Genomic DNA, 21,645 nt, shown 5'->3' with positions numbered 1-21,645 from the left:
CGACACACCTCGGCGACCGGGTACAAACTGGGAAGAATCCGGGAAGAAATCCAGCGGGAACCTGTGATCCGCGCCACCGGGCGGCGTGCGTCTTGGGATGAGACGTCAACGTTTGGGCGGGATCGGCCGTCGGGTACTTGCGCGATCCGCCCGGCACGTGTGGACTACGGGCCACAGCCCCGGCCGCGACCGGGGCGGAAGAACATACCGAAGACAGGAGGCAATCCGTGAGCGCGACCGCGGGCCACGCGGAGTCCAACCCGGCAAGCCGGCTCGGATTCCAGCCCGGACAGGTGGTCCAGGAGCTTGGTTACGACGAGGACTGCGACCAGGAGCTCCGGGAGAGTATTGAGGAGCTCACGGGCACGGAGCTCGCAGACGAGGACTACGAGGACGTCCCCGACGCCATCGTGCTGTGGTTCCGCGAGGATGACGGCGACCTCACGGACGCGCTCGTGGACGCGACGTCCCTCGTGGACGACGGCGCCCCGATCCTCCTGCTGACGCCGAAGACCGGCCGTTCGGGATACGTGGAGCCCAGCGAGATCGGTGAGGCGGCCACGACCGCCGGGCTGGCGCAGACCAGCAGCTTCAACGCGAGCAAGGACTGGTCGGGCAGCCGCCTGGTGACGCCGAAGGCCGCGCGCTCCGCCAAGCGCTGAGCCGTGCGGCGCGCCCCGCGCCCGCCGTCGCCCCCCTTACACGCAGTCGTCCCCGAGGGGCCCCGCCATCGCGGCGGGGCCCCTCGGCGCGTGCGCACACCTCCCGGCGGCCGCCCCGACCACTCATCCCCCGACCGCGCCGCGCGTCTCCCCGACCGCCTCCCGACCACTCCGCGTCCCCGCTCTCCCACACCGGCCCCGCCGCTCACGCCAGCCCCGCCCCTCACACCGCCCCCGCCCCCCACGCCCGCCCCGCCCCCCGCGCGCGCCCCCGCGTCCGCGGGCGGCCCCGCGCGCGGGCGTCCCGTGGCCGGTACCGCCGCTCCCCCCGCCCCCGGGGTGCCAGACTGTCCCCTGCCGTCCGGCGCCGCGCCGGACGGCGTGACCAGCTTCGGAAGGGAAGTGCGCTCATGGCGATAGAGGTCGGCACCCAGGCCCCGGACTTCGAGCTCAGGAACCAGCACGGGGAGGCGGTCCGCCTGGCGGACTTCCGCGGCCGCAAGAACGTGGTGCTGCTCTTCTACCCCTTCGCGTTCACCGGCGTGTGCACGGGCGAGCTGTGCGCGATCCGCGACGAGCTGCCCAAGTTCGTCAACGACGACGTGCAGCTCCTCGCGGTGTCCAACGACTCCCCGTTCACGCTCCGGGTGTTCGCCGAGAAGGAGGGCCTGGAGTACCCGCTGCTGTCGGACTTCTGGCCGCACGGAGCCGCCTCCCGCGCCTACGGCGTCTTCGACGAGGACAAGGGCTGCGCGCTGCGCGGCACCTTCGTGATCGACAAGGAGGGCGTGGTGCGCTGGAAGGTCGTCAACGGCCTGCCGGACGCCCGGGACGTCGACGAGTACGTCAAGGCCCTCGCGGAGCTGTGACGCCGCGCCCGGGCCCACGGCCCGGGCACCCGCGGGCGATCGTGTGCAAAAGCACGTGTGCAAAAGCAGGGGAAAACCGCCTGGGGAGACCTGTCCCCAGCCCACCCCCCGGGCACTAGGATCGACCCACCGAACGGACATCGACGCACGACGGGGGCACCGGGCGGTGCTCCTCGACAAACGGGAGGACTCGTGGGAGTCAGCCTCAGCAAAGGCGGCAACGTCTCGCTGACCAAGGCCGCGCCGAACCTGACGGCCGTGGTCGTCGGGCTGGGGTGGGACGCGCGTACCACCACCGGCACGGACTTCGACCTGGACGCCAGCGCGCTGATGACGAACGCGGACGGCAAGGTCATCTCCGACGGCCACTTCATCTTCTTCAACAACCTCAAGAGCCCCGACGGCTCCGTGGAGCACACCGGTGACAACCTCACCGGTGAGGGCGAGGGCGACGACGAGCAGATCAAGGTGAACCTGGCCACCGTGCCGCAGGACGTCGCCAAGATCGTCTTCCCGGTCTCGATCTACGAGGCCGAGGCGCGCCAGCAGAGCTTCGGCCAGGTCCGCAACGCCTTCATCCGCGTGGTGAACCAGGCCGACAACAACGAGCTGGCCCGTTACGACCTCACCGAGGACGCCTCCACCGAGACCGCCATGGTCTTCGGTGAGCTGTACCGGCACGGAGCCGAGTGGAAGTTCCGCGCCATCGGCCAGGGCTACGCCTCGGGCCTGCGCGGCATCGCCCAGGACTTCGGCGTCAACGTCTGAGCCCGAAAGCGGTACCGCCACCGGTTCCTCCGCCACGGCGCCGTACGCCCCTCGGGCGTGCGGCGCCGTGCGCACTGACGGGGGCGGTGCCGCGCTCGGGCGCGCCCGGGGACCCCGGGGCACGCAGGATGAGAACCAGGGGAGGAACAGCACATGGGTGTGACGCTCACCAAGGGTGGCAACGTCTCCCTCACCAAGGCCGCGCCGAATCTCACCCAGGTGACGGTCGGCCTGGGCTGGGAGGCCCGCGCCAGCACCGGCGCGCCGTTCGACCTCGACGCCAGCGCCTTGCTGTGCGGCGGGGGCCGGGTCCTCGGCGACGAGTACTTCGTCTTCTACAACAACCTCACCAGCCCCGAGGGCTCCGTGGAACACACCGGTGACGAGCTGGTGGGCGGCAGCGGCGGGGACGACGAGGCGATCGTGGTGGACCTCCCCCGGGTCCCGCCGGCCGTGGACCGCGTCGTCTTCTGCGTGTCGATCCACGAGGCCGACGCCAGGCGGCAGAGCTTCGGCCAGGTCCGCGACGCCTACATCCGCGTGGTCAACCAGTCGGACGGTGTCGAGCTGGCCCGCTACGACCTCACCGAGGACGCCTCCAACGAGACGGCGATGATCTTCGGCGAGCTGTACCGGTACGGCGGAGAGTGGAAGTTCCGTGCCGTCGGCCAGGGGTACGCGTCCGGGCTGAGGGGCATCGCTCTAGACTTCGGGGTCAACGTCTCGTAAAAAGCTTGCGGACAGCGCGGGGGATCATCATGTGTCAGGCCAGTCAAGCCGGCGTCCCCTCCTGGCGCGGAAGCATCGCCCGGATACCGACCTGATCTATAAGGAAAAGCAGTGATCCTCCGAACTTTCGGCTGGTCCTTCGGCGTCACCGCCGCGGGGCTGGCGTTCGCCGCGTGGCAGTGGGGATGGACGGCGTTCGCCGTCGTGGGCATCCTCTCCATTCTCGAGATCTCGCTGTCGTTCGACAACGCGGTGGTCAACGCCGGCGTGCTGAAGAAGATGAACGCCTTCTGGCAGAAGATCTTCCTCACCATCGGCATTCTCATCGCCGTCTTCGGCATGCGGCTGATCTTCCCGGTGGTGATCGTCGCGATCAGCGCCAACCTCGGGCCCATCGAGGCCGTTGATCTCGCGATCAACGACAAGGAGGAGTACGAGCACCTGGTCACCGCCGCCCACCCGGCGATCGCGGCGTTCGGCGGCATGTTCCTGCTGATGATCTTCCTCGACTTCGTCTTCGAGGAGCGCGAGCACAAGTGGCTGGCGTGGCTGGAGCGCCCGCTGGCCAAGCTCGGCAAGGTGGACATGCTGTCGGTGACCATCGCGCTGATCGGGCTGCTGGTGACCGCCATGACCCTGGCCACCAGCGTGGCGCACAGCCACGAGGACAAGTCGGCGACGGTGCTGCTCGCCGGTGTCGGCGGTCTGATCACGTACCTGGTCGTCGGCGGCCTGTCCGGCTACTTCGAGGACCGGCTCGAGGACGAGGACGAGGACGAGGACGAGGAGGACGGCGAGGAGGCCGCCGAGGCGGAGCCGCGGGAGAAGCAGCCCGCCGCCGCCGGGGACCGCCGGCCCACCGCCATGGGCATGGCGGGCAAGGCCGCGTTCTTCATGTTCCTCTACCTGGAGGTGCTGGACGCCTCGTTCTCCTTCGACGGCGTGATCGGCGCCTTCGCCATCACCAACGACATCTTCTGGATGGCGCTGGGCCTGGGCATCGGCGCGATGTACGTCCGGTCGCTGACCGTGTACCTGGTGCGCCAGGGCACCCTGGACGACTACGTCTACCTGGAGCACGGCGCCCACTACGCGATCGGCGCGCTGGCCGTCATCCTGCTGATCACCATCAAGTGGGAGATCCACGAGGTGATCACCGGCCTGATCGGTGTCACCCTGATCGCCGCCTCGTTCTACTCCTCGATCCGCCGCAACAAGCGCATCGCGGCCGAGGGCGGCGAGGGCACCGAGGCCCGGACGGAAGTCAAGGTGTGACGGCAGGGGTGTGACGCGACCCCGTTTGCGGAACGCTTGCTGAGGGGCGGCGCGAGGCACGGCCTCGTGCCGCCCCGTCGTCGTGCCGCCGAGGGAGCGGCCGGGGCTCAGGGGAGGACACGCGATGTTGGACCTGTTCCGGCGGGCCAGGATGGCGACCGTGGACAGCTTCAGTCCGCACAAGGTGACGCTGACCAAGACGCGACCGCTGCTGTCGCTCACCGAGCACGGACTGGACAACGGCACCCTGCGGATCAACCTGGCGTGGACGATGCGCTCCAGCGACGCCCTGCCCCGGCAGCGCGGCAGCCTGCTGCGCCGCCCGCTGAGCCTGTTCGAGCCCCAGGTGGTCTCCGCGCAGGGCCCGGCGCTGGTCAACGTGGACCTGGACCTGGGGTGCATGTACGAGCTCGCCGACGGCAACAAGGGCGTGGTGCAGCCGCTCGGCAGGCTGCTGGGCGGCCTGCACAAGCCGCCGTACGTCGAGACCAGCGGCGACGACAGGTTCGGGGCGCCGTCGGGGGAGACGCTGTACGTCAACTTCGACAAGAAGGACGAGCTCCGGCGGCTGCTGGTGTTCGTCTACATCTACGACGGCACGCCCGCGTTCAGCCGCGCCAACGCGGTGGTGACCCTGTTCCCGAACTACGGGCCGCGCATCGAGATCCCGCTCGAGGAGACCGCGCCGGAGGCCAGGTCCTGCGCCGTGGTGCTGTTCGAGAACCGCAAGGGCGAGATGCTGGTGCGCCGCGAGGTGAAGTACGTGTACGGCTTCCAGTCGGAGCTGGACCGGCTGTACGGCTGGGGCATGCAGTGGGAGCGGGGTTACAAGAGCTAGTTCTCACGGGACCGCGCACGCCCGCGCACGCGGGTCGGCGGCTCAGCGGCGGCCCGCCCGCGACGGCTGGAACTGGGGCCCCTGCGGCGGCAGCGCGAAGCCCTGGCCCGTCGGCAGCGACTGCGGAGCGGGCTGCGGGGCCGGGGGCTGGTAGGGCGGCGGCGGGGGCGGGTACCCGTAGCCCGGCTGGGGCTGGGGCTGGGGCTGGGGCGGCGGGGCGGCCGGAGGCTGCGGGTAGCCGTAGGAGCCCTGCGGCTGCGGATAGCCGTACGCCCCGGCGGGCTGGGGCTGGGGCGGATAGCCGTAGGAACCGGCCGGCTGCGGCCCCGGCGGGTAGCCGTACCCGCCCGCGGGCGGCGCGGCGGGCACCGGGGGCGCGGGCGGCGGTGACAGCGGCTCGGGAGCGGGCGCGGGCGTCGCGGGCTCGGGCGCCGGGGCGTGCGGGGTCCCGGGTTCGGCCGCGGCGCCGTCGTCCACGGCCACGCCGAAGTCCGTGGCCAGGCCGATCAGCCCGTCGGTGTAGCCCTGCCCGACGGCCTTGAGCTTCCACTGGTCCCTGCGCCGGTACAGCTCGGCGCAGTTCAGCGCCGACTCCTCGCCGGTCTCCGGCACCACGTGGTACTCGGCGAGCGGCTGCGCGTCGCGCCCCGCCGCCAGGTCGTACACCAGCACCCGCAGGTCGCCGACGGCGGTGAACGTCCCCACGTCCACGGACGCGGCGATCACCACCCGGTCCACCGAGGGGTCGAGCGTGCCCAGGTCCACCTCGACGGTGTCGGTGATGCCGCCGGAGTCGCGCCGCTTGGGCCGGTGCCGGACCAGGCCCGAGGGGTGGCGGGGCTGGTTGTAGAAGATGAAGTCCTGGTCGGAGCGCACGCGGCCGTTCTCGCCGACCAGCAGGGCGGAGGCGTCGATGTCCGGCACGCCCGCGTTCGGGCTCCAGCGCAGGACCACCCGCACCGCGGAGGCGCTCAGCGGGATGTTCGACCCTTTCACCATCGCGTGCGTCATGACGGCAATCCTGCCCTCCCGGCGGGTGGTGGGACAACGCGGGGGCCGCCCCTCCGCGTCACCGGCCGGTCCCGGTCCGCGCGTCCCGCGGCGCGCCGCCGGGCCCCTCCCGTGGTTGGCGTGGTGGAAACCTGCTTGTCTTGAGGTCTTCACATGGCGGCGGATCTCGAGGGCAGAGGATGTACGTACGATAATCGGCCAGTCGATGGCCGGAACGGCCGAAAGAAAAGCGGGGAGATATGCGTCATTTCGGGCATCTGGCGGAGGGGGCACGCGAAAGGCTGTTCCACCGTCAGCCGCGGAGCTTCGGCGCCGACGCGCCGGCCGACACGCTCGCCGTGGCGCTGGGGGCCACCCTCTACAGCCCCGCCACCCGCCTGGGGCTCGCCGACGACGTCGTCAAGCTCGCCGCCCGCGGGGTCGTCTCGATGGTGCTGTGCCTGGAGGACTCCATCGGCGACGAGGAGGTGGCCGGCGCCGAGGACAACCTCGTGCGCCAGTTCGCCGACCTCGCGGACCGCGCCGCCGACCTGCCGCTGCTGTTCATCCGGGTGCGCCGCCCCGAGCAGATTCCCGACCTGGTGCGGCGGTTCGGCGAAACGGTTCGGCTGCTGTCCGGATTCGTACTCCCCAAATTCACCGAAACCACCGGAACCCCGTTCCTCGAGGCCCTCGCCGCCGCCGAGTCCGAGTGCGGCCGCCGCCTGTTCGCCATGCCGGTCCTGGAGTCGCCCGAGCTGCTCCACGTGGAGACCCGGCACGAGACCCTGTTCGGCATCGCCCGCGCCGTGGAGAAGTACCGCGACCGCGTCCTGGTCCTGCGGCTCGGCGTCACCGACTTCTGCTCCGCCTACGGGCTGCGCCGCCCGCCGGACCTGACCGCGTACGACGTGCAGGTCGTGGCCTCCGCCATCGCCGACGTGGTCAACGTCCTCGGCCGCGCCGACGGCACCGGACACGTCGTCACCGGCCCGGTGTGGGAGTACTTCAGGGCGGGCGAGCGGATGTTCAAGCCGCAGTTGCGCCGCTCCCCGTTCACCGAGGTCGCCCCGCGCGCCGAGAAGCTGCGCGCCCAGTTGATCGAGCACGACATGGACGGCCTGCTGCGCGAGATCGAGCTGGACCGCGCCAACGGCCTGCTCGGCAAGACCTGCATCCACCCCAGCCACGTCGCGCCGGTGCACGCCCTGTCCGTCGTCACCCACGAGGAGTACAGCGACGCGCTGGACATCCTCCAGGAGGACCGGGCGGGCGGCGGCGTGCTGCGCTCCGCGTACACCAACAAGATGAACGAGGTGAAGCCGCACCGCCCCTGGGCCGAGCGCACCCTGCGCCGCGCCGACGCGTTCGGGGTGGCCCGGGAGGACGTCTCGTTCGTCGAACTGCTCGACGCGCTCCTGCCCTCCTGACCCGCGCCCGGGAACCGACCCCCGCACCACGCCGCACACCCACACGACGGAGCCGCCCCCGCATGCCCGAAGCCCCAAGCGCCACCCGGGACCACATCTGGCCCGGCACCTGGGTCGCCGACCGCCTGGGCCTCGCCCTGCGCGGCGACGGCCTGCCCGAGCTGCTCGGCCTCGCCCTGCGCCGCAACCCCAGGCGCGCCCACCTGCTGGTCTCCGAGGTGCTCGGCAAGCACGTGCCGCAGTCGCCGTCGCGGGTCGTCGGCGCGGGCGCCGCGCTCGGCGCGCGGGTGCGCGCGCTGCTCGGCCCGGAGCGGGCCGGGCGCGCCGTCGTCCTCGGGTACGCCGAGACCGCCACCGGGCTCGGGCACTGCGTCGCCGACGCCGTCGGGCCGGTGACCTATCTGCACTCCACCCGCCGCCCGGTGCCCGGCGTCGCCCCGGTCGGCGGCTTCGAGGAGGAGCACTCCCACGCCACCTCCCACCTGCTGCTGCCGCAGGACCCGGAACTGCTGGCGGGCGGCGGGCCGCTGGTGCTGGTGGACGACGAGTTCTCCACCGGCCGCACGATCCGCAACACCATCGCCGCCCTGCACGCCCGCCACCCGCGCGAGCGGTACGCCGTCGCCGCGCTGGTGGACCTGCGCTCGGCCGCCGACCGCGCCGCCATGGAGGAGTTCGCGGCGGCGCTCGGGGCGCGGGTGGAGGTGACCGCGCTCGCCTCGGGCGAGGTGGAGCTGCCCGGCGACGTGCTGGAGCGCGGCCGGGCCCTGGTGGAGCGGTACGAGACCCCCGACGCGCCGCCCGCCGCGCACGGCACGGTGGCCCGGGTCGCCCTGGACTGGCCGGACGGGCTGCCCGACGGCGGACGGCACGGCTTCACCCCGCGGCACCGGGCCGTGCTCGAGGAGGCGCTGCCCGGCATGGCGCGGCAGGTGGCCGCGGCGCTGCCCGGCGGCGGGCGGGTGCTGGTGCTGGGCTGCGAGGAGTTCATGTACGTGCCGGTCCGTCTGGCGCAGGCGCTTCAGGCGCGGCTGCGCGGCACCCACGAGATCCGCTTCTCCACCACCACCCGCTCCCCGGTGCTGGCGGTGGACGACCCCGGCTACGCCATACGCACCCGGCTCACCTTCCCCGCCCACGACGACCCGGCGGACGGCCCGGGCCCCCGCTACGCGTACAACGTCGCCGCGGGCGCCGATCCCGGCCGCGGGTTCGACGCGGTGGTGCTGGTGGCCGACTCCGCCGCCGACACCCCGCGACTGCACGCCCCCGGCGGGCTGCTGGACGCGCTGCGCGGCGCGGCCCCCCGGGTGCTGCTCGCCGTCGTCCCCTCCCATGTCCCCGCCGCGGCGGACCCCGGGCCCACCCCGCACACCCCGAACGTGAGGCACCCCGCATGACCACCACCGACGCCGCCCCGCCGCCCGTGCTGCCGACGCCGCTGCGCGGGCCGCACTTCTCCTCCTACGCCCCGGACGAGGTGGCCTGGCTGCTCCAGGACCTGTCCGGCGTGGCGCTGGAGGCCCCCACCGAGGAGCGCGAGGAGGCCATCCAGAGCGGCGGCGCGCACTACGCCGAGTCGCTGCCGGTGGAGTACCAGCCGAGCGAGGACTACCAGCGGCTGTTCCGCGCGGCGCTGGACGCGTCGGCGGCGCGGATCGCGCGGGCGGTCGGCGTGGTGACGGACACGGTGCTCGCCGAGCGGGGCCGCGGCGCCGTGCTGGTGTCGCTGGCCCGGGCCGGGACGCCGGTCGGCGTGCTGATGCGCCGCTGGGCCCGGCACGCCCACGGGGTGGACCTGCCGCACTACGCGGTGTCCATCGTGCGCGGCCGCGGCATCGACACGGTGGCGCTGCGCTGGCTGGCCGCGCACCACGACCCCGCCGACGTGGTGTTCGTGGACGGCTGGACGGGCAAGGGCGCCATCACCCGGGAGCTGGCCGCGGCCCTGGCGGCGCCCGGGGTGCCGCGCGGGTTCGACCCGGGCATCGCGGTGCTCGCCGACCCGGGCCGCTGCGTGCGGGTCTTCGGCACCCGCGACGACTTCCTGATCCCGTCCGCCTGCCTGAACTCCACCGTCTCGGGGCTGGTCTCGCGCACCGTGCTCCGCGCCGACCTGGTGGGCCCGGACGACTTCCACGGCGCGAAGTACTACCGGGAGCTGGCGGACGCGGACGTCTCCGGGCTGTTCCTGGACACCGTCTGCGGGCGCTTCGCCGAGGTGGGGGACGCCGTGGCCGCCGACCTCGCCGCGCTGGCCGCCGCCGACCGGGAGCCCACCTGGGAGGGCTGGGCCGCCGTGGAGCGGATCAGCGAGGAGTACGGGATCGGGGACGTGAACCTGGTCAAGCCCGGCGTCGGCGAGACCACCCGGGTGCTGCTGCGCCGGGTGCCGTGGCGGGTGCTGGCCCGCCGGGGCGCGGGCGCCGACCTGGACCACGTGCGCCTGCTCGCCGCGCAGCGCGGCGTCCCCGTGGAGGAGGTGGACGACCTGCCGTACTCCTGCGTGGGCCTGATCCACCCGAGGTACACCCGCGGCGCGGTGGGCGCCTCCGGCACCGTGGCCGCCCCCGGGGGTGAGCGCGCGTGACCGCCCTGCCCCTGGTCGCCAGCGACCTGGACCGCACCCTGATCTACTCCACCGGCGCGCTCGCCCTGGACATGCCGGACGAGCTGGCCCCGACCCTGCTGTGCGTGGAGGTCTACCAGCGCAAGCCGCTGTCGTTCATGACCGAGCGGGCCGCGGCGCTGCTGCGGGAGCTGGCCGGGGCCGCGGTGTTCGTGCCGGCGACGACCCGCACCCGCGAGCAGTACCGCCGCGTCCGCCTGCCGGGCCCCGTCCCGCCGTACGCGATCTGTGCCAACGGCGGCCATCTGCTGGTGGACGGCAGGACGGACTACGACTGGCGCGCGGCCGTGCAGGAGCGGCTGGCCGCCTCCTGCGCGCCGCTGGCGGAGGTCCGCGCGCACCTGGCGGCCGTCGCCGACCCGGCGTGGCTGCTGAAGAACCGGGTCGCCGAGGACCTGTTCGCCTACCTGGTGGTGGAGCGCTCCGCGCTGCCCGCCGCCTGGCTCGCCGACCTCACCGGCTGGGCGGGCGAGCGCAACTGGACCGTCTCCCTCCAGGGCCGCAAGGTCTACGCCGTGCCCGGGCCGCTCACCAAGACCGCGGCGCTGGAGGAGGTGGTGCGCCGCACCGGCGCCACCACCGTGCTGTCGGCGGGCGACTCGCTGCTCGACGCCGAGCTGCTGCGCGCCGCCGACGAGGCGTGGCGCCCGGCGCACGGCGAGCTCGCCGACACCGGCTGGACCGCGCCCGGCGTGACCGCGCTCCCCGAGGCGGGCGTCGCCGCGGGCGAGGAGATCCTGCGCCGCATGCTGGCCCGCGCCAGGAGCACCGCCGGGGCCGCCCCCGCCGGCGCCGCCCCCACCGCGGAGGCGGCGCTGCCGTAGCGCCGCCCCCACCGGCTGACCCGAGGCCGCGGGTGGGGACGCCCCCACCCGCGGCCCGGGGGCGTCCCGGCCTGCCGCCGCGCCGCCCGCGGCCTACGTTTGACGGGCATGAAGGCCATCACCGCCACACCCGGCCGCGTGACCGCGGCCGCCGCCGCGGGCCTCGCCGTGCTCGCCGCCTCCCTCTCCGTCCCGGCCGGAGCCTCCGCCGCGCAAGCGGGCGGGGCGGGGCCCGGCCCGGCCCGCTTCCACGACCAGCGCCTGGAGTGGGGCGGCTGCGCCACGGGACCCGACGACGAGCAGGGCAGGGAGCTGGAGCGGGCCGGCGCGCGGTGCGCCGAGCTGACCGTCCCGCTGGACCACGCCCGCCCGCACGGCCGCACCATCACCGTCGCCGTGTCCCGGATCGCCGCCGCCGACCCCGCCCGCCGCGTCGGCGCCCTCCTCGTCAACACCGGCGGGCCCGGCGGCCAGGGCATCTTCGACCCCCCGTTCGTGAGGAAGGCGATGAAGCGGATGGGGGAGCGCTGGGACGTCATCGGGATGGACCCGCGCTTCGTCGGGCGCAGCACCCCGCTGGACTGCGGCTGGCCCACCGGCACGGCCGTCCGCTCGGCCGGCCCCGACCGGGCCACGTACCTGCGCGCGGCCGCGTTCGCCCGGGACCTGGCGGACCGCTGCGCGCGGGCGCACGGGGACGTGCTGCCGTACGCGAGCACCCGCGACACCGCCCGCGACATCGACGTGCTGCGCGCCGCGCTCGGCGAGCGGAAGCTGTCCTACCTGGGCTACTCCTACGGCACCTACCTGGGCACCGCGTACACCCAGATGTTCCCCGGCCGCACCGACCGGGTGGTCCTCGACGGCGCCATCGACCCGGGCGCCTACCGGACCCGGCTGCTGTTCGGCGCGGAGGGCGAGAACGAGCGGGCGCTGGCCGCCTGGGCGTCCTGGGCGGCGCGCCGCCACGCCGACTTCGGCCTCGGCGCCACCCGGGAGGCGGTGCTGCGCACCGTGGACGGCATCGCGCGGGCCGCGGCCGAACGCCCGCTGCGCGTCGGCGCGTTCCGGGTGGACGCCACCGAGGTCCCCGCGCTCCTCGTCAACGGCACCGCCGACGACCGCGACCCGGCCCGGGCCGAGTTCGCCTCCGCCGTCGCCGTGCTGCACCGGGCCGCCCGCGACGGCCACGCCGAGCCCACCGCCTCGTTCGCCGAGACCCTCGCGTTCTTCCTCACCGGCGTCCACTCCTCCTACGGCAGCGCGCAGACCGCGATCCTGTGCGCGGACGTGGCCGAGCCCCGCGACACCGAGGTCCAGTGGCGGGACGTGGAGCGGGTGCGCGCCCGGCACCCGCTGTTCGGCCCGCTCACCCGCAACGTCACCCCCTGCGCGTTCTGGCCCACCGCGCCGCGCGAGGAGCCGGTGCGGGTGCACCGCGACACGCCCGCGCTGATCGTCGCCGCGACCGGCGACGCCCGCACCGCCTACACGGGCAGCGCGGCCCTGCGCCGGCAGTTGCCCAGCTCCCGGCTGGTGACCCTGCGCGGCGCGTACACGCACGGCGTCTACGGGGAGTACGGGAACGCCTGCGTGGACGGCCACGTCAACGCCTACCTGGCCACGGGCCGCCTGCCCGCGGGCGACCGCACCTGCGCCCGGTGATCCCGCGCAGTACAGTGCCCGCACCCGCGACACCGCGGGGCCCACGGCCCGAGAGGAACAGCGCCGCCATGACCGACGACACCGTGCCGAAGCAGGTCCGCCTCACCCCGGAGCTGTTCGCCTACGTCATGGAGCACAACGAGCCCCTGGACGAGCACCAGCGGGCCCTGATCGAGCGCACCCGCGCCCTCGGCGACGTGGCGGGCCTCCAGATCAGCCCGGTGCAGGCACCGGTGCTCGCGTTCCTGGTGCGGCTCACCGGGGCCCGCAGGATCGTGGAGGTCGGCACCTTCACCGGCTTCTCCGCGCTGACCATGGCCCGCGCCATGCCCGCCGACGGGCGGCTGCTGGCCTGCGACATCTCCGAGGAGTGGACGGCGATCGCCCGCGAGGCGTGGCGGGCGGCCGGGGTCGAGGACCGGGTGGAGCTGCGGCTCGGCCCGGCCGCGGACACCCTGCGCGCGCTGCCGGAGGAGCCGTGGATCGACCTGGCGTTCCTCGACGCCGACAAGCCCGGCTACATCGCCTACTGGGAGGAGCTGGTGCCCAGGATGCGGCCGGGCGGGCTGATCGTCAGCGACAACGTCCTCTACCACGGGGAGGTCACCGACGCCGAGCCGGGCGCGACGGCCCGCGCGGTACGGGAGTTCAACGCGCACGTGCGCGCCGACACCCGCGCCGACTCCCTGCTGCTGCCCATCGCGGACGGCCTGACGGTCAGCCGCAGGCTGGGCTGACCCGGTCGGGCCCGGCGGCGCCGCTCCGGGGCGGCGCTGTCAGGAGTCTTTCGCCGTCACGAGCAGCAGCCTCCTCCGCAGCACCCTCCCCCGCCCCCCGCGGCGGGGGAGCCCGCGGCGGAGGACGGGCCTCCCCCGGCCCTGCCGGTCACGGCCACCGTGGACAGCAGCTTCACCGTGTCGGCGTGCCCCTCGGGGCAGACCGCGGGCGCCGACGACTGGTCCATGGGGCGTCGCAGCTCGAAGGTGGCGCCGCACGCCTTGCACCGGTACTCGTAACGAGGCATGGCGCAAGGATATCCGCGCCGCCCCGCGGGGGAAGGGCGCTCAGCGGCCCCCCGCCAGGTCCTCCCTGATGGCGGCCACCACCCGGCTGGTGGCCTCCCGGATCTCGGCCATCTCCCGCAGGAAGTGCCACCAGTCCGGGTGCGGCGCGTCCAGCGCGGCCACCGCCCGGTCGATCCTGGCCACCGCGGCGTCCAGCGGCCGGGCGTGCCGCGGGTCCGGGGTGGTGCGGCCCGTCATGGCCAGCCGCTGGGCGTCGCGCAGGGCGAAGCGGGTGCGCTCCACCTCGGCCGAGGGGTCCCGGGCCACCTCGTCCAGCACCCGCAGCCGGCCCGGGACCGCCGACAGCGCCTCGTCGGCCTGGTTCAGCAGCGCCCGCACCGTGCCGAGCAGCGCCGTCGCGTCCGGCCACCGCTGCTCGGCGCGGGCCGCCGCCGCCTCCCGCAGCCGCTCCTCGGCCCGCGCCACCGCCTCCCCGGCCCGCTCCGGCGCGCCCTGGAGGTCCAGCCAGCAGGCCGCGGTGTAGCGGCGGCGCAGCTCGCTCAGCACCGGATCGACCGTCTCGGCGCGGCCCTGGAGCGCCTGCACGCGGGTGCGCAGGCTCACCAGGCGGCGGTCGATCTCGCGGACCCGCTGCGGCAGTCGCTCGGCCTCGGCGCGCACCGCCTCCGCCTTGGCGCCCAGCTCGTCGGCGCGGCGCAGGGTCTCCCGCACACCGTGGACGCCCGCGCCCTGGTTCAGCTTGGTCAGCTCGGGCGCGAGCGCGGCGAGCCGGGCCGCCAGGTCGTCCGCGCGCAGCCCCGCGCCGCGGGCGGCGTCCAGCGCCTCGGTGGCGGCGAGCAGGGTCCGCTTGGCCCGCTCCACCGCGGGCACCAGCCGGGACAGCTCGGCCTCGGCCTTCTCCAGCAGCGGGCCCAGGGTGCCGGCGAAGCGGTCGAGTTCCTCCTGGGCGCGCCGCAGCTCCTCCTGGGCGCGGCGCAGCTCCGCGGTGGCCCGGGCGGCCGTGCCCGCGTCGAGCTCCTCCGCCTCCAGGTCGTGGGCGTCCACCGCGCTGATGTAGACGTGGCTGGCCTCGTCGATGCGGCGGGAGACGGCGGCGAACCGCTCGGCGACGCCGCGGGCGGCGGGGGAGTCGTCCACCGCCTCGATGGTCTCCACCGAGATCCGCAGCTCCCGCTGCGCCGAGTCCAGCTCGTAGAACGCCTGCGCGGCGGCGTCCCGCGCGGCCCTGGCGCCGTTCCCGTTGTCGCCGCGGCGCCACCAGGAGCGGGTGCCGCCCCCGGCGAAGGAGGCGGCGCGGAGCGTGACGAGGAGGGCGCTCGCCAGGAGCGGCGCGGCGAGCAGCGCCCCGAGCGGTCCCGCCGCCGCCGGTTCCGCGGGATCCGCGCCGTCGGCCGGTCCGCCGCCGTCCGCGCAGGGCCCGCGGCCCTCGGGCGCCCTGTGCTCCTGCGGCGTCCCGCGATGTCCTGGCGTGTGTATCGCCGTCACATCTCTCTCCCGTCCCGCCCCGGTGCCGGGTTCCATCCTTCCACCAGCGTCCACGATCGCCAGGTGATCGCCGGTTGCGGGAACGGTTCGCGGGCGGTTCGAGCCGGGCTCGTGCCCCGGCCCCGGCCCCGCCCGGGCCGGGCTCAGCCGCCGTTCAGGCGCAGCGAGACGCTGCCGTTGGCCGACTTGGCGGTGACCGAGTGCCGGCTGCCGTCGTCGCGGGGCACGCCGACGCGGACGCTGCCGTTGGAGGCCTTCGCGTCCACCCGGTACTCCGCCCTGGGCAGGTGGATGCGCACCGCGCCGTTGTCGGACTCGGCGCGCACCACGTCGGGCACCTTGGTGAACCGCAGCTCCACCCGTCCGTTGTCGGCGTCGGCGTCCACCCGCGGGGACCGCACCCCGGTGGCCTTCACCGAGCCGTTGTCGCTGCTCAGCCGAAGTTCGCCGGAGGAGTCCCGGACGACGACCCGGCCGTTGCCCGAGTCCAGGTCCAGGGCGGTGGTGAACCCGGAGGCGGTGACCGAGCCGTTCTCGGCGTCCACGGACACCGCGACGCCCCGGGGGACCAGCACCCGGTGCCGGGCCGCGCAGTCGTTGATCAGGCCGACCCCGCACCGGACGGTCAGCCGCAGGGTGCTGCCCTCCATGGACCACTTCACCTCGGGCCGCTTGCCCCCAAGCACCGTCCAGGCGTCGAACCAGCGCGTCACCCGGACCTCGTCCACGTCGGCCGGGCGGATCTCCACGCTGCTGTCGTCGGCCTTCACGGTCAGCCGCCGGCCGTCCAGCGGGAACGAGCGGTGCTCGGGGTCGCCGTCCTGGCCCGGGTCGGCGCATCCCGCGGCGGCCAGCGCGAGGAGCGCGGCGCCGGCCGCGAGCATCCGGGTGGGGTGGGGCCTGGCCACAGGTGCCTCCGGGGGTCTGGGGTGTGCCGTGCGCCGTGCGCACACCGGGACGGTATCGGGGCTCCCGCCCCGCCTCGATCCGGCCGCCCCCCTGGGTCCGGGTGGGGTTATCCCCCCGTCGGCATCCGGTGGATTCGGGTTTGATGGGGCGCCGCGGGGACGTTGTACGCTGTGCACTCGTGCTTCGCGCCCTTCGCGGGCGCGCGCGGGCGCATAGCTCAGTGGTAGAGCGCTGCTCTTACAAAGCAGATGTCGGCGGTTCGAATCCGTCTGTGCCCACCGTCTCCTTCCCCCGGCCGCGCCGCGTCGCCGCAGGTCACCGGGGTCGCCCCGGGTCCCGGCCCACTCCGCGGCCCCGCCCCGGAAAACCGTTTCCGTTCCCCGCCGCCCCCGTGTCAGGGTCGGGGGGTGAGTGCTTCCCGACGTGAGCTGCTGCGCTGGCAGTTCGAGTTGTCCTGGTCGCTTTTCGAGTACCACCTGGAGCGACTGGAGCTGGCGGATCTCCTGTGGGAGCCCGCGCCGCTGTGCTGGACGGTGCGCGAGCGGGCCGACGGCACCTGGGTGCCCGACTGGGCGGACACCGAGCCGGACCCCGTGCCGGTGCCCACCGCCGCCTGGCTCACCTGGCACCTCGGCTGGTGGTGGTCCACGGCCGTGGACCACGCGCGGGGACGCGCGCCCCGCGGCCGGGAGGAGGTCGCCTGGCCGGGGGACGGCGAGGCGGTCGTGGCGTGGCTGCGCGGGCTGCGCGACGAGTGGCTGGCGGCGCTGGACGGCCTCACCGACGCCGACCTGGACGCCACCGCCCCGTTCCCGTGGCAGGACGACCCCCGGCACACCGTCGCCCACATGGCGGCGTGGGTGAACGCCGAGCTGATGAAGAACGTCGCCGAGATCGGCCAGCTCCGCCTGCTGCGCGCGGCGTCCTCCGCCTGAGCGGGGCCTTCCGCCCGAGCGGCGGTCCCCGCCCCGGCGGGCGGCCTCCGGCCGGGACCGGCCGCCGCGGTTGCGCGGTCCGGCGGCAGGATGCTGCACGGCAACTGGCGGCCAGTGCGGGCGGGGTCCGCTTCCCCGGCCCCGGTCGGTATCGTTCTTCCCGGTGCCCCGCTGCTGTTCCCCCGTCGGTAGCGGGGCGCCTTCGTGTCCGCGTCCCTCCCTCCGGGGCGCGGTCACCCGGTCGGACGGCCACCGCTCGCGGGCGGCCGGCCCGGCGGTGACGATGAGGGCGCCGCCCGGCGGGAGTCGCCGGGCCCCATCGGAGGGACAGCGATGACCACCGCCGGACAGATCATGCACCCCGGTGCCCAGTGCATCGACCAGGGGGAGACCCTCGCCCGCGCCGCGCAGCTCATGCGGGAGCTCGACGTCGGCGCCCTGCCCATCTGCGACGCCGACGGACGGATGACCGGCATCGTCACCGACCGGGACATCGTCGTGCACTGCGTGGCCGTGGGCCGGGAGCCGGCCCAGGTCCAGTGCCGCGACCTGGCGCACGGCACCCCGGTGTGGATCGACGCCGACGCCGACATCAGCGAGGTGCTCCACACGATGGAGCGGCACCAGATCCGCCGCCTGCCGGTGGTGGAGAACAAGCGGCTCGTCGGCATGATCAGCGAGTCCGACCTCGCGCGGAACCTGCCGGAGGACCAGATCGCGGAGTGGGCCGAGCGCGTCTACGCCAAGGGCTGACCCCGCAGTTGTCCGACGACCCCACGGAGTACCGATGCTTGCTGCTTGGATGGCGGCCGGCGCCGTGATGGCGGCGACGACCGCCCAGCCGGTGGTCCTGGCCGACGCGGAGTTCGCCCGGCCCGCCGCGCCGCTGCCGAAGGCGGTCACCTATGACACCGCGGCCGTGCCCGGCGGCGCCCGCGTGCGGCTGACCGAGGAGACCGGCGACCGCACCACCCGGCTCACGCTGCGGCTGCGCGGCCTGAAGCCGGGCCGCACCTACGGGGTGCACGTCCACACCGGGCCGTGCGGCGCGGACCCGGCCGCCGCCGGCCCGCACTACCAGCACCGCCCCGACCCCGGGGGCCCGTCCTCGGGCGACCCCCGCTACGCCAACCCGCGCAACGAGGTGTGGCTCGACCTCACCACGGACCGGCGGGGCGACGGAACCGCGCACGCCGTGCAGCAGTGGCGGTTCCGGCCGGGCGGGGCCCGCTCCCTGGTGGTGCACGAGCACGGCACCAGCACCCACCCCGGCCACGCGGGCACGGCGGGCGACCGGGTCGCCTGCGTCACCGCGCGCTTCAGGTAGCCGCCGCCCGCGGGGCCGCGCGCACCGGTGACGCCGCGTGCCGGTGACGCCGCGCCGGTGCCGCGGGCGTCACCGAGTCCGCCCCCGGCCGCGCCCCGGGGGTGCGGGCGCCCGTACCGGTCGAGCACCCGGTGCGGGCGCCCGGTCACGTCCCGGCCCGCCGCGGACCGGGCACGAGTGGGCGGCGCCCGGTCGGGCCGTCAGACGACCAGCGCCTCCTCGATCCTGCGCAGCCCGTGCCGGGCCAGCGCCAGGTTGGCCCGCTGCCGGTCCAGGGCCAGGTACAGGAACAGGGAGCCCTGGGACTGCCGGAGCGGGCGGATCAGGTGGTACTGCCGGGTGAGGGTGATCAGGATGTCCTCGACGGCGTCGTCGATGCCCAGGCCGGCCAGGGTGCGCGCCTTGGCCCGCACCACCTCGGTGTTGCCCGCGGCGGCCAGCTCCAGGTCGAGGCCGCCCCCGCCCAGCGTCCCCAGCGACATGCCGCTCTCGCAGTCGACGAGGGCCGCGCCGATCGCGCCGTCCAGCGCCATGGCCTCCTTCAGGGCGGCCTCGATGTTCATCAGTGCTTCCTCCGGGTCCGCGCCGGGCCCCGCGCCGCTCGTCGGACACCGGCACGGCGCCGGCGGGGACGAGGGGGACACCCGGCTGTGCTGACAGGTCCGCACGGGGCAGGAAAGCCGGGCGGATCCACCGCCGGGTGAAGACGGGCGAGAACTCCTCTTGCCGGACGGGAGTCGCAGGGTATCGTCGCGCCCCACGGAAAGTGAAGGGGGGACCGTGTCCCGACTGGCCGACGCCTTAACGGAGTTGCTGGACTTCCCGGGCCTGGTCACCGCGGTTCTGGTGGACGGTGTGACCGGGCTGGAGTACGGCAGCGCCGGTGACCGCGGCGCGCTGCCGGACGCCGCCGCGCTCTGCGAGGAGGTCCGTCGGGTTTCGGACACCGCGCTGGCGGCGCGCGCCGAAGGGGAGGTGGAGGGCCTGGTCCTCACCACGGCCCGCCGCCACCACCTCACCCGGGTGCTGCCCAGGGCGCACGGTGACCCGCTGCTGCTCGCGGTGGCCCTCGACCGCGGGCGCACCAACCTGGCCCTGGCGGTCCGTGAGATCGACGCGCGCGCCGGAAGGCTGCTGGCATGAGCGGGCACCCCGGGGACGAGACCCCCGGGGACGAGACCCCCGTGGACGAGACCCCCGTGGACGGGACCCCGGCCCCCGGCGGCCCCGAGCCGCCCGGCGCGCTCCACGCCGGGCTGCGCGCCCTGGCCGAGCGGGGGTTCACCGGGCCGCTGCGGGTCGCGGGCAGCCCCGGCGGCACCCTGCACCTGCGCGACGGGCTCGTGGTCGCGGTGGCCACCCCCGGGGCGCCCGGGCCTGACTCCCTGCTGCTGCGCTCCGGGCGGGTCACCGAGCGGGCCTGGTCGGCCGCGTTCGACGCCGGGGCCGCCGCCGGGCGGGTGGGGGAGCACCTGGTGGCGGCGGGCGCGGTGGGGGCCGGCGAGCTGGAGGTGGTCCTCCTGGCGGCCCTGTACGACGGGGTGTTCGCGCTCGCCGTGCACCCCCCGGACGGCTGGTCCGCGGAGCCGGGCCCGCCCGGCCACCCGCTGCCGCTGGACCGGGGCGTGCACCCCGACGCCCTGCTGGAGGAGAGCCGCCGCCGCCTCGCCGCCCTGTCCCGCGGCTGGGGCCCGGCGCGGCGACTGGCCCGCGAGCGGCCGGTGCCCGCGGCCGCCGTCGCCCCGGGCGGGCCGCGCGGCGCGGAACGCGACCTGCTGACGCTGGCCAACGGCCGGCGCACCCCGCGCGACCTGGCCTTCCTGCTCGGCCGCGGCACCTACGCGGTGATGTGCGACGTCGTCTCGCTGGCCGGGCGCGGCCTGCTGCACTGCCGTCCGCCGCAGCCGCCCACCGGGTCCGTGACGCTGACCCGCCGCCTCCCCGAGCCGCGCGGCGGCCGCCCGCAGCCCGGCGCCCCCGCCCCGCTGCCCCGCCGCCGCCCCGCCGCGGGCCCCGCGCCGGGGAACCGCGGGCAGGGCCTCACACGTCCGTTTGATCACGGTCCACGGCAGCAGGAGGAGTCACCGCGTTGAGCGACAAGGAACTGGTACTGAAGGAGCTGAAGGCCCTGCGGGAGCAGGTGACCGGGGTGAGCGAGAGCCTCGTCGCCACCTCCGACGGCCTGCTGGTGGCCGCCGACAGCTCGGAGATCCAGGCGGAGTCGGTGGCCGCCCTCGCCGCCGCGTCACTGGGCCTGGCCCGCCGCACCGCGGCCGAGGTCCGCGTCGGCGCCCTGCGCGAGGTCGTCATCCGCGCCAGGACCGGGCACATGGCCGTCTACGCCGTCGGCCCGAACGCCCTCCTGGCCGTCCTCGGCGACGAGGGCCTGGACCTGGACACCCTCCACACCCACTCCCGCACCACGACCGACCGCCTGGCGGCGCTGCTGGAGACGGACGCGGAGGACTGACGGGGCGGCCGGCGGGCGGGGCCGAGAGCTCTCCCGGCGGCCTCCCGCCACCGGACTTCCGGGGCGGCGCCGCGGGGTGCCGGGCCCACCGGGCGGGCCCGGGGCCGCGGCGGTCACGGCGGTCGGGCGGCAGCCCTGCCACGACCGGGCCCGCCCGGCGCGGGCCCGCCGCACGTGCCGGAGGACAGAAAGGAGACGCGGGCGTTGAACGTCCCGAACGACGGTGCGTGTCCGGAGCGGAGGGAGCCCGCCGCGCCCGGTCACACGCCGGTTCCCGACGGCTTCGCGGAGCCGCCGGCGGAGCACCCCGACGCGCGGGCCCGCAGCTACTACCTGCTCGAGTTCTGTTTCGAGCAGACACCCAACTCCTACGACATGGGCTACCTCTCCGCCGATCCGGCGGAGATTCGCACCGCGCTGGAGGACCAGTACCGGGCGCCGCGGAGGCCGGGTACCGGGATCGGCGAGCAGGTGTGCCTCTGGGTGGCCCAGCGCGGCGTGCTCACCCACGGCCTCGACCTGAACCCGCTCATCCGCGCCCGGTGCGCCGACGGGGCCACCCGCTCCCTCGCCGAGCTCCGGCGCCTGCACGGCGAGGGGGCGGGGGAGCGCGGCGCATTCCCGACGGGACGGACCTTCACCGTCGACTGGGAGGCCATCGCCGCCCTGCTGCCGCCGCTGCCGGCTCCGCTGGCCGCCCCCGGGGACGAGGAGCTCCACCTCGAGGTGCCCGACCCGTCCCCCGTGTCGGGGGTGCCCCTGTCGATCGACGACCGGGAGTGGCTGGAGCACGGGTGGACCGACCTGTGACGGGG

General features: G+C 75.2%; 22 protein-coding genes, 1 tRNA gene and 1 pseudogene. 19 read left to right on the top strand and 5 right to left on the bottom strand.

Features of this window, described 5'->3' with window-relative positions; all coding sequences use genetic code 11:
• Positions 1-227: 227 nt before the first annotated feature.
• The 6 genes from ACYVO2_RS18205 (at position 228) to ACYVO2_RS18180 (ending at position 5,141) form a co-directional block, all read left to right on the top strand.
• Positions 228-662: a DUF3052 domain-containing protein gene (locus tag ACYVO2_RS18205; RefSeq protein WP_461008904.1), complete on the top strand. Its 435-nt coding sequence runs from the start codon at positions 228-230 to the stop codon at positions 660-662.
• A gap of 410 nt (positions 663-1,072) precedes the next feature.
• Positions 1,073-1,531, top strand: coding sequence for a peroxiredoxin (locus ACYVO2_RS18200; RefSeq protein ID WP_461008903.1), 459 nt, complete (start codon positions 1,073-1,075; stop codon positions 1,529-1,531).
• Between the two features lie 192 nt (positions 1,532-1,723).
• Positions 1,724-2,299: a TerD family protein gene (locus tag ACYVO2_RS18195; protein WP_461008902.1), complete on the top strand. Its 576-nt coding sequence runs from the start codon at positions 1,724-1,726 to the stop codon at positions 2,297-2,299.
• A 153-nt stretch (positions 2,300-2,452) separates the two neighbouring features.
• Positions 2,453-3,028: a TerD family protein gene (locus tag ACYVO2_RS18190; protein ID WP_461008901.1), complete on the top strand. Its 576-nt coding sequence runs from the start codon at positions 2,453-2,455 to the stop codon at positions 3,026-3,028.
• Between the two features lie 111 nt (positions 3,029-3,139).
• Positions 3,140-4,303 (top strand): DUF475 domain-containing protein, encoded by a 1,164-nt coding sequence (locus ACYVO2_RS18185; RefSeq protein ID WP_461008900.1) that lies wholly within the window; start codon positions 3,140-3,142, stop codon positions 4,301-4,303.
• A gap of 124 nt (positions 4,304-4,427) precedes the next feature.
• Positions 4,428-5,141: a TerD family protein gene (locus ACYVO2_RS18180; protein WP_461008899.1), complete on the top strand. Its 714-nt coding sequence runs from the start codon at positions 4,428-4,430 to the stop codon at positions 5,139-5,141.
• A 42-nt stretch (positions 5,142-5,183) separates the two neighbouring features.
• On the opposite strand, the gene ACYVO2_RS18175 is transcribed toward ACYVO2_RS18180, so the two are convergent.
• Positions 5,184-6,152: a TerD family protein gene (locus tag ACYVO2_RS18175; protein ID WP_461008898.1), complete on the bottom strand. Its 969-nt coding sequence runs from the start codon at positions 6,150-6,152 to the stop codon at positions 5,184-5,186.
• A gap of 239 nt (positions 6,153-6,391) precedes the next feature.
• Between ACYVO2_RS18175 and ACYVO2_RS18170 the strand changes: the two genes are divergently transcribed.
• From ACYVO2_RS18170 to ACYVO2_RS18150, 5 genes and pseudogenes are all read left to right on the top strand, one after another.
• Positions 6,392-7,561: an HpcH/HpaI aldolase/citrate lyase family protein gene (locus tag ACYVO2_RS18170; protein WP_461008897.1), complete on the top strand. Its 1,170-nt coding sequence runs from the start codon at positions 6,392-6,394 to the stop codon at positions 7,559-7,561.
• 62 nt (positions 7,562-7,623) lie between these two features.
• Positions 7,624-10,151: pseudogene (locus ACYVO2_RS18165) on the top strand (phosphoribosyltransferase).
• Positions 10,148-11,014, top strand: a complete 867-nt coding sequence (locus ACYVO2_RS18160; protein WP_461008896.1) for an HAD family hydrolase — start codon at positions 10,148-10,150, stop codon at positions 11,012-11,014. Before ACYVO2_RS18165 ends, ACYVO2_RS18160 begins: the two are co-directional and overlap by 4 nt.
• Positions 11,015-11,122: 108 nt before the next feature.
• Positions 11,123-12,679 (top strand): alpha/beta hydrolase, encoded by a 1,557-nt coding sequence (locus ACYVO2_RS18155; protein WP_461008895.1) that lies wholly within the window; start codon positions 11,123-11,125, stop codon positions 12,677-12,679.
• A 68-nt stretch (positions 12,680-12,747) separates the two neighbouring features.
• Positions 12,748-13,416 (top strand): O-methyltransferase, encoded by a 669-nt coding sequence (locus ACYVO2_RS18150; protein ID WP_461008894.1) that lies wholly within the window; start codon positions 12,748-12,750, stop codon positions 13,414-13,416.
• Positions 13,417-13,472: 56 nt separating this feature from the next.
• Here the strand turns inward: ACYVO2_RS18150 and ACYVO2_RS18145 are convergent, their stop codons facing one another.
• The 3 genes from ACYVO2_RS18145 to ACYVO2_RS18135 all read right to left on the bottom strand — a co-directional run bounded on the left by ACYVO2_RS18145 (position 13,473) and on the right by ACYVO2_RS18135 (position 16,097).
• The gene (locus tag ACYVO2_RS18145) at positions 13,473-13,703 is read right to left on the bottom strand and encodes an FmdB family zinc ribbon protein (RefSeq protein WP_461008893.1); all 231 of its coding nucleotides are present in this window, start codon (positions 13,701-13,703) and stop codon (positions 13,473-13,475) included.
• Positions 13,704-13,743: 40 nt separating this feature from the next.
• Positions 13,744-15,189, bottom strand: coding sequence for a hypothetical protein (locus ACYVO2_RS18140; RefSeq protein ID WP_461008892.1), 1,446 nt, complete (start codon positions 15,187-15,189; stop codon positions 13,744-13,746).
• Between the two features lie 143 nt (positions 15,190-15,332).
• A complete protein-coding gene (locus tag ACYVO2_RS18135; protein WP_461008891.1) occupies positions 15,333-16,097 on the bottom strand; it encodes a DUF4097 family beta strand repeat-containing protein in 765 nt (254 codons plus the stop codon).
• A 207-nt stretch (positions 16,098-16,304) separates the two neighbouring features.
• Here ACYVO2_RS18135 and ACYVO2_RS18130 point away from each other — a divergent pair.
• The 4 genes from ACYVO2_RS18130 (at position 16,305) to ACYVO2_RS18115 (ending at position 18,360) form a co-directional block, all read left to right on the top strand.
• A tRNA-Val gene (locus ACYVO2_RS18130) sits at positions 16,305-16,376 on the top strand.
• Positions 16,377-16,505: 129 nt separating this feature from the next.
• Complete coding sequence (locus tag ACYVO2_RS18125; protein WP_461008890.1) at positions 16,506-17,033, top strand: DinB family protein; 528 nt, start codon at positions 16,506-16,508, stop codon at positions 17,031-17,033.
• Positions 17,034-17,366: 333 nt separating this feature from the next.
• The gene (locus ACYVO2_RS18120; protein ID WP_461008889.1) at positions 17,367-17,786 is read left to right on the top strand and encodes a CBS domain-containing protein; all 420 of its coding nucleotides are present in this window, start codon (positions 17,367-17,369) and stop codon (positions 17,784-17,786) included.
• A 34-nt stretch (positions 17,787-17,820) separates the two neighbouring features.
• The gene (locus ACYVO2_RS18115; RefSeq protein WP_461008888.1) at positions 17,821-18,360 is read left to right on the top strand and encodes a superoxide dismutase family protein; all 540 of its coding nucleotides are present in this window, start codon (positions 17,821-17,823) and stop codon (positions 18,358-18,360) included.
• 200 nt (positions 18,361-18,560) lie between these two features.
• Here the strand turns inward: ACYVO2_RS18115 and ACYVO2_RS18110 are convergent, their stop codons facing one another.
• On the bottom strand, positions 18,561-18,923 hold the full coding sequence (locus ACYVO2_RS18110) for a hypothetical protein (protein ID WP_461008887.1): 363 nt from the start codon (positions 18,921-18,923) through the stop codon (positions 18,561-18,563).
• Positions 18,924-19,140: 217 nt separating this feature from the next.
• On the opposite strand from ACYVO2_RS18110, the gene ACYVO2_RS18105 reads away from it, so the two are divergent.
• From ACYVO2_RS18105 to ACYVO2_RS18090, 4 genes are all read left to right on the top strand, one after another.
• A complete protein-coding gene (locus tag ACYVO2_RS18105; protein ID WP_461008886.1) occupies positions 19,141-19,503 on the top strand; it encodes a hypothetical protein in 363 nt (120 codons plus the stop codon).
• The gene (locus ACYVO2_RS18100) at positions 19,500-20,453 is read left to right on the top strand and encodes a hypothetical protein (protein WP_461008885.1); all 954 of its coding nucleotides are present in this window, start codon (positions 19,500-19,502) and stop codon (positions 20,451-20,453) included. The genes ACYVO2_RS18105 and ACYVO2_RS18100 overlap by 4 nt, the downstream gene beginning before the upstream one ends.
• Complete coding sequence (locus ACYVO2_RS18095; protein ID WP_461008884.1) at positions 20,450-20,830, top strand: roadblock/LC7 domain-containing protein; 381 nt, start codon at positions 20,450-20,452, stop codon at positions 20,828-20,830. Before ACYVO2_RS18100 ends, ACYVO2_RS18095 begins: the two co-directional genes overlap by 4 nt.
• Positions 20,831-21,034: 204 nt before the next feature.
• Entirely contained in the window at positions 21,035-21,640 is a 606-nt protein-coding gene (locus ACYVO2_RS18090) for a hypothetical protein (protein WP_461008883.1), read from the top strand.
• The last annotated feature ends 5 nt before the right edge of the window (positions 21,641-21,645 follow it).

It is taken from the genome of Streptomyces capparidis (assembly GCF_054782095.1).
The sequence above is the reverse complement of the archived record's forward strand: the minus strand, read 5'-3'. Positions and strand labels throughout refer to the sequence as shown.

What these genes read in the sequence shown, in the direction of transcription:
- ACYVO2_RS18180 (WP_461008899.1), top strand. Translation starts at nt 4,428, where the DNA reads ATGTTGGACCTGTTCCGGCGGGCCAGGATGGCGACCGTGGACAGCTTC.
- ACYVO2_RS18175 (WP_461008898.1), bottom strand. Translation starts at nt 6,152, where the DNA reads ATGACGCACGCGATGGTGAAAGGGTCGAACATCCCGCTGAGCGCCTCC.
- ACYVO2_RS18145 (WP_461008893.1), bottom strand. Translation starts at nt 13,703, where the DNA reads ATGCCTCGTTACGAGTACCGGTGCAAGGCGTGCGGCGCCACCTTCGAG.
- ACYVO2_RS18200 (WP_461008903.1), top strand. Translation starts at nt 1,073, where the DNA reads ATGGCGATAGAGGTCGGCACCCAGGCCCCGGACTTCGAGCTCAGGAAC.
- ACYVO2_RS18190 (WP_461008901.1), top strand. Translation starts at nt 2,453, where the DNA reads ATGGGTGTGACGCTCACCAAGGGTGGCAACGTCTCCCTCACCAAGGCC.
- ACYVO2_RS18100 (WP_461008885.1), top strand. Translation starts at nt 19,500, where the DNA reads ATGAGCGGGCACCCCGGGGACGAGACCCCCGGGGACGAGACCCCCGTG.
- ACYVO2_RS18115 (WP_461008888.1), top strand. Translation starts at nt 17,821, where the DNA reads ATGCTTGCTGCTTGGATGGCGGCCGGCGCCGTGATGGCGGCGACGACC.
- ACYVO2_RS18155 (WP_461008895.1), top strand. Translation starts at nt 11,123, where the DNA reads ATGAAGGCCATCACCGCCACACCCGGCCGCGTGACCGCGGCCGCCGCC.
- ACYVO2_RS18120 (WP_461008889.1), top strand. Translation starts at nt 17,367, where the DNA reads ATGACCACCGCCGGACAGATCATGCACCCCGGTGCCCAGTGCATCGAC.
- ACYVO2_RS18110 (WP_461008887.1), bottom strand. Translation starts at nt 18,923, where the DNA reads ATGAACATCGAGGCCGCCCTGAAGGAGGCCATGGCGCTGGACGGCGCG.
- ACYVO2_RS18150 (WP_461008894.1), top strand. Translation starts at nt 12,748, where the DNA reads ATGACCGACGACACCGTGCCGAAGCAGGTCCGCCTCACCCCGGAGCTG.
- ACYVO2_RS18170 (WP_461008897.1), top strand. Translation starts at nt 6,392, where the DNA reads ATGCGTCATTTCGGGCATCTGGCGGAGGGGGCACGCGAAAGGCTGTTC.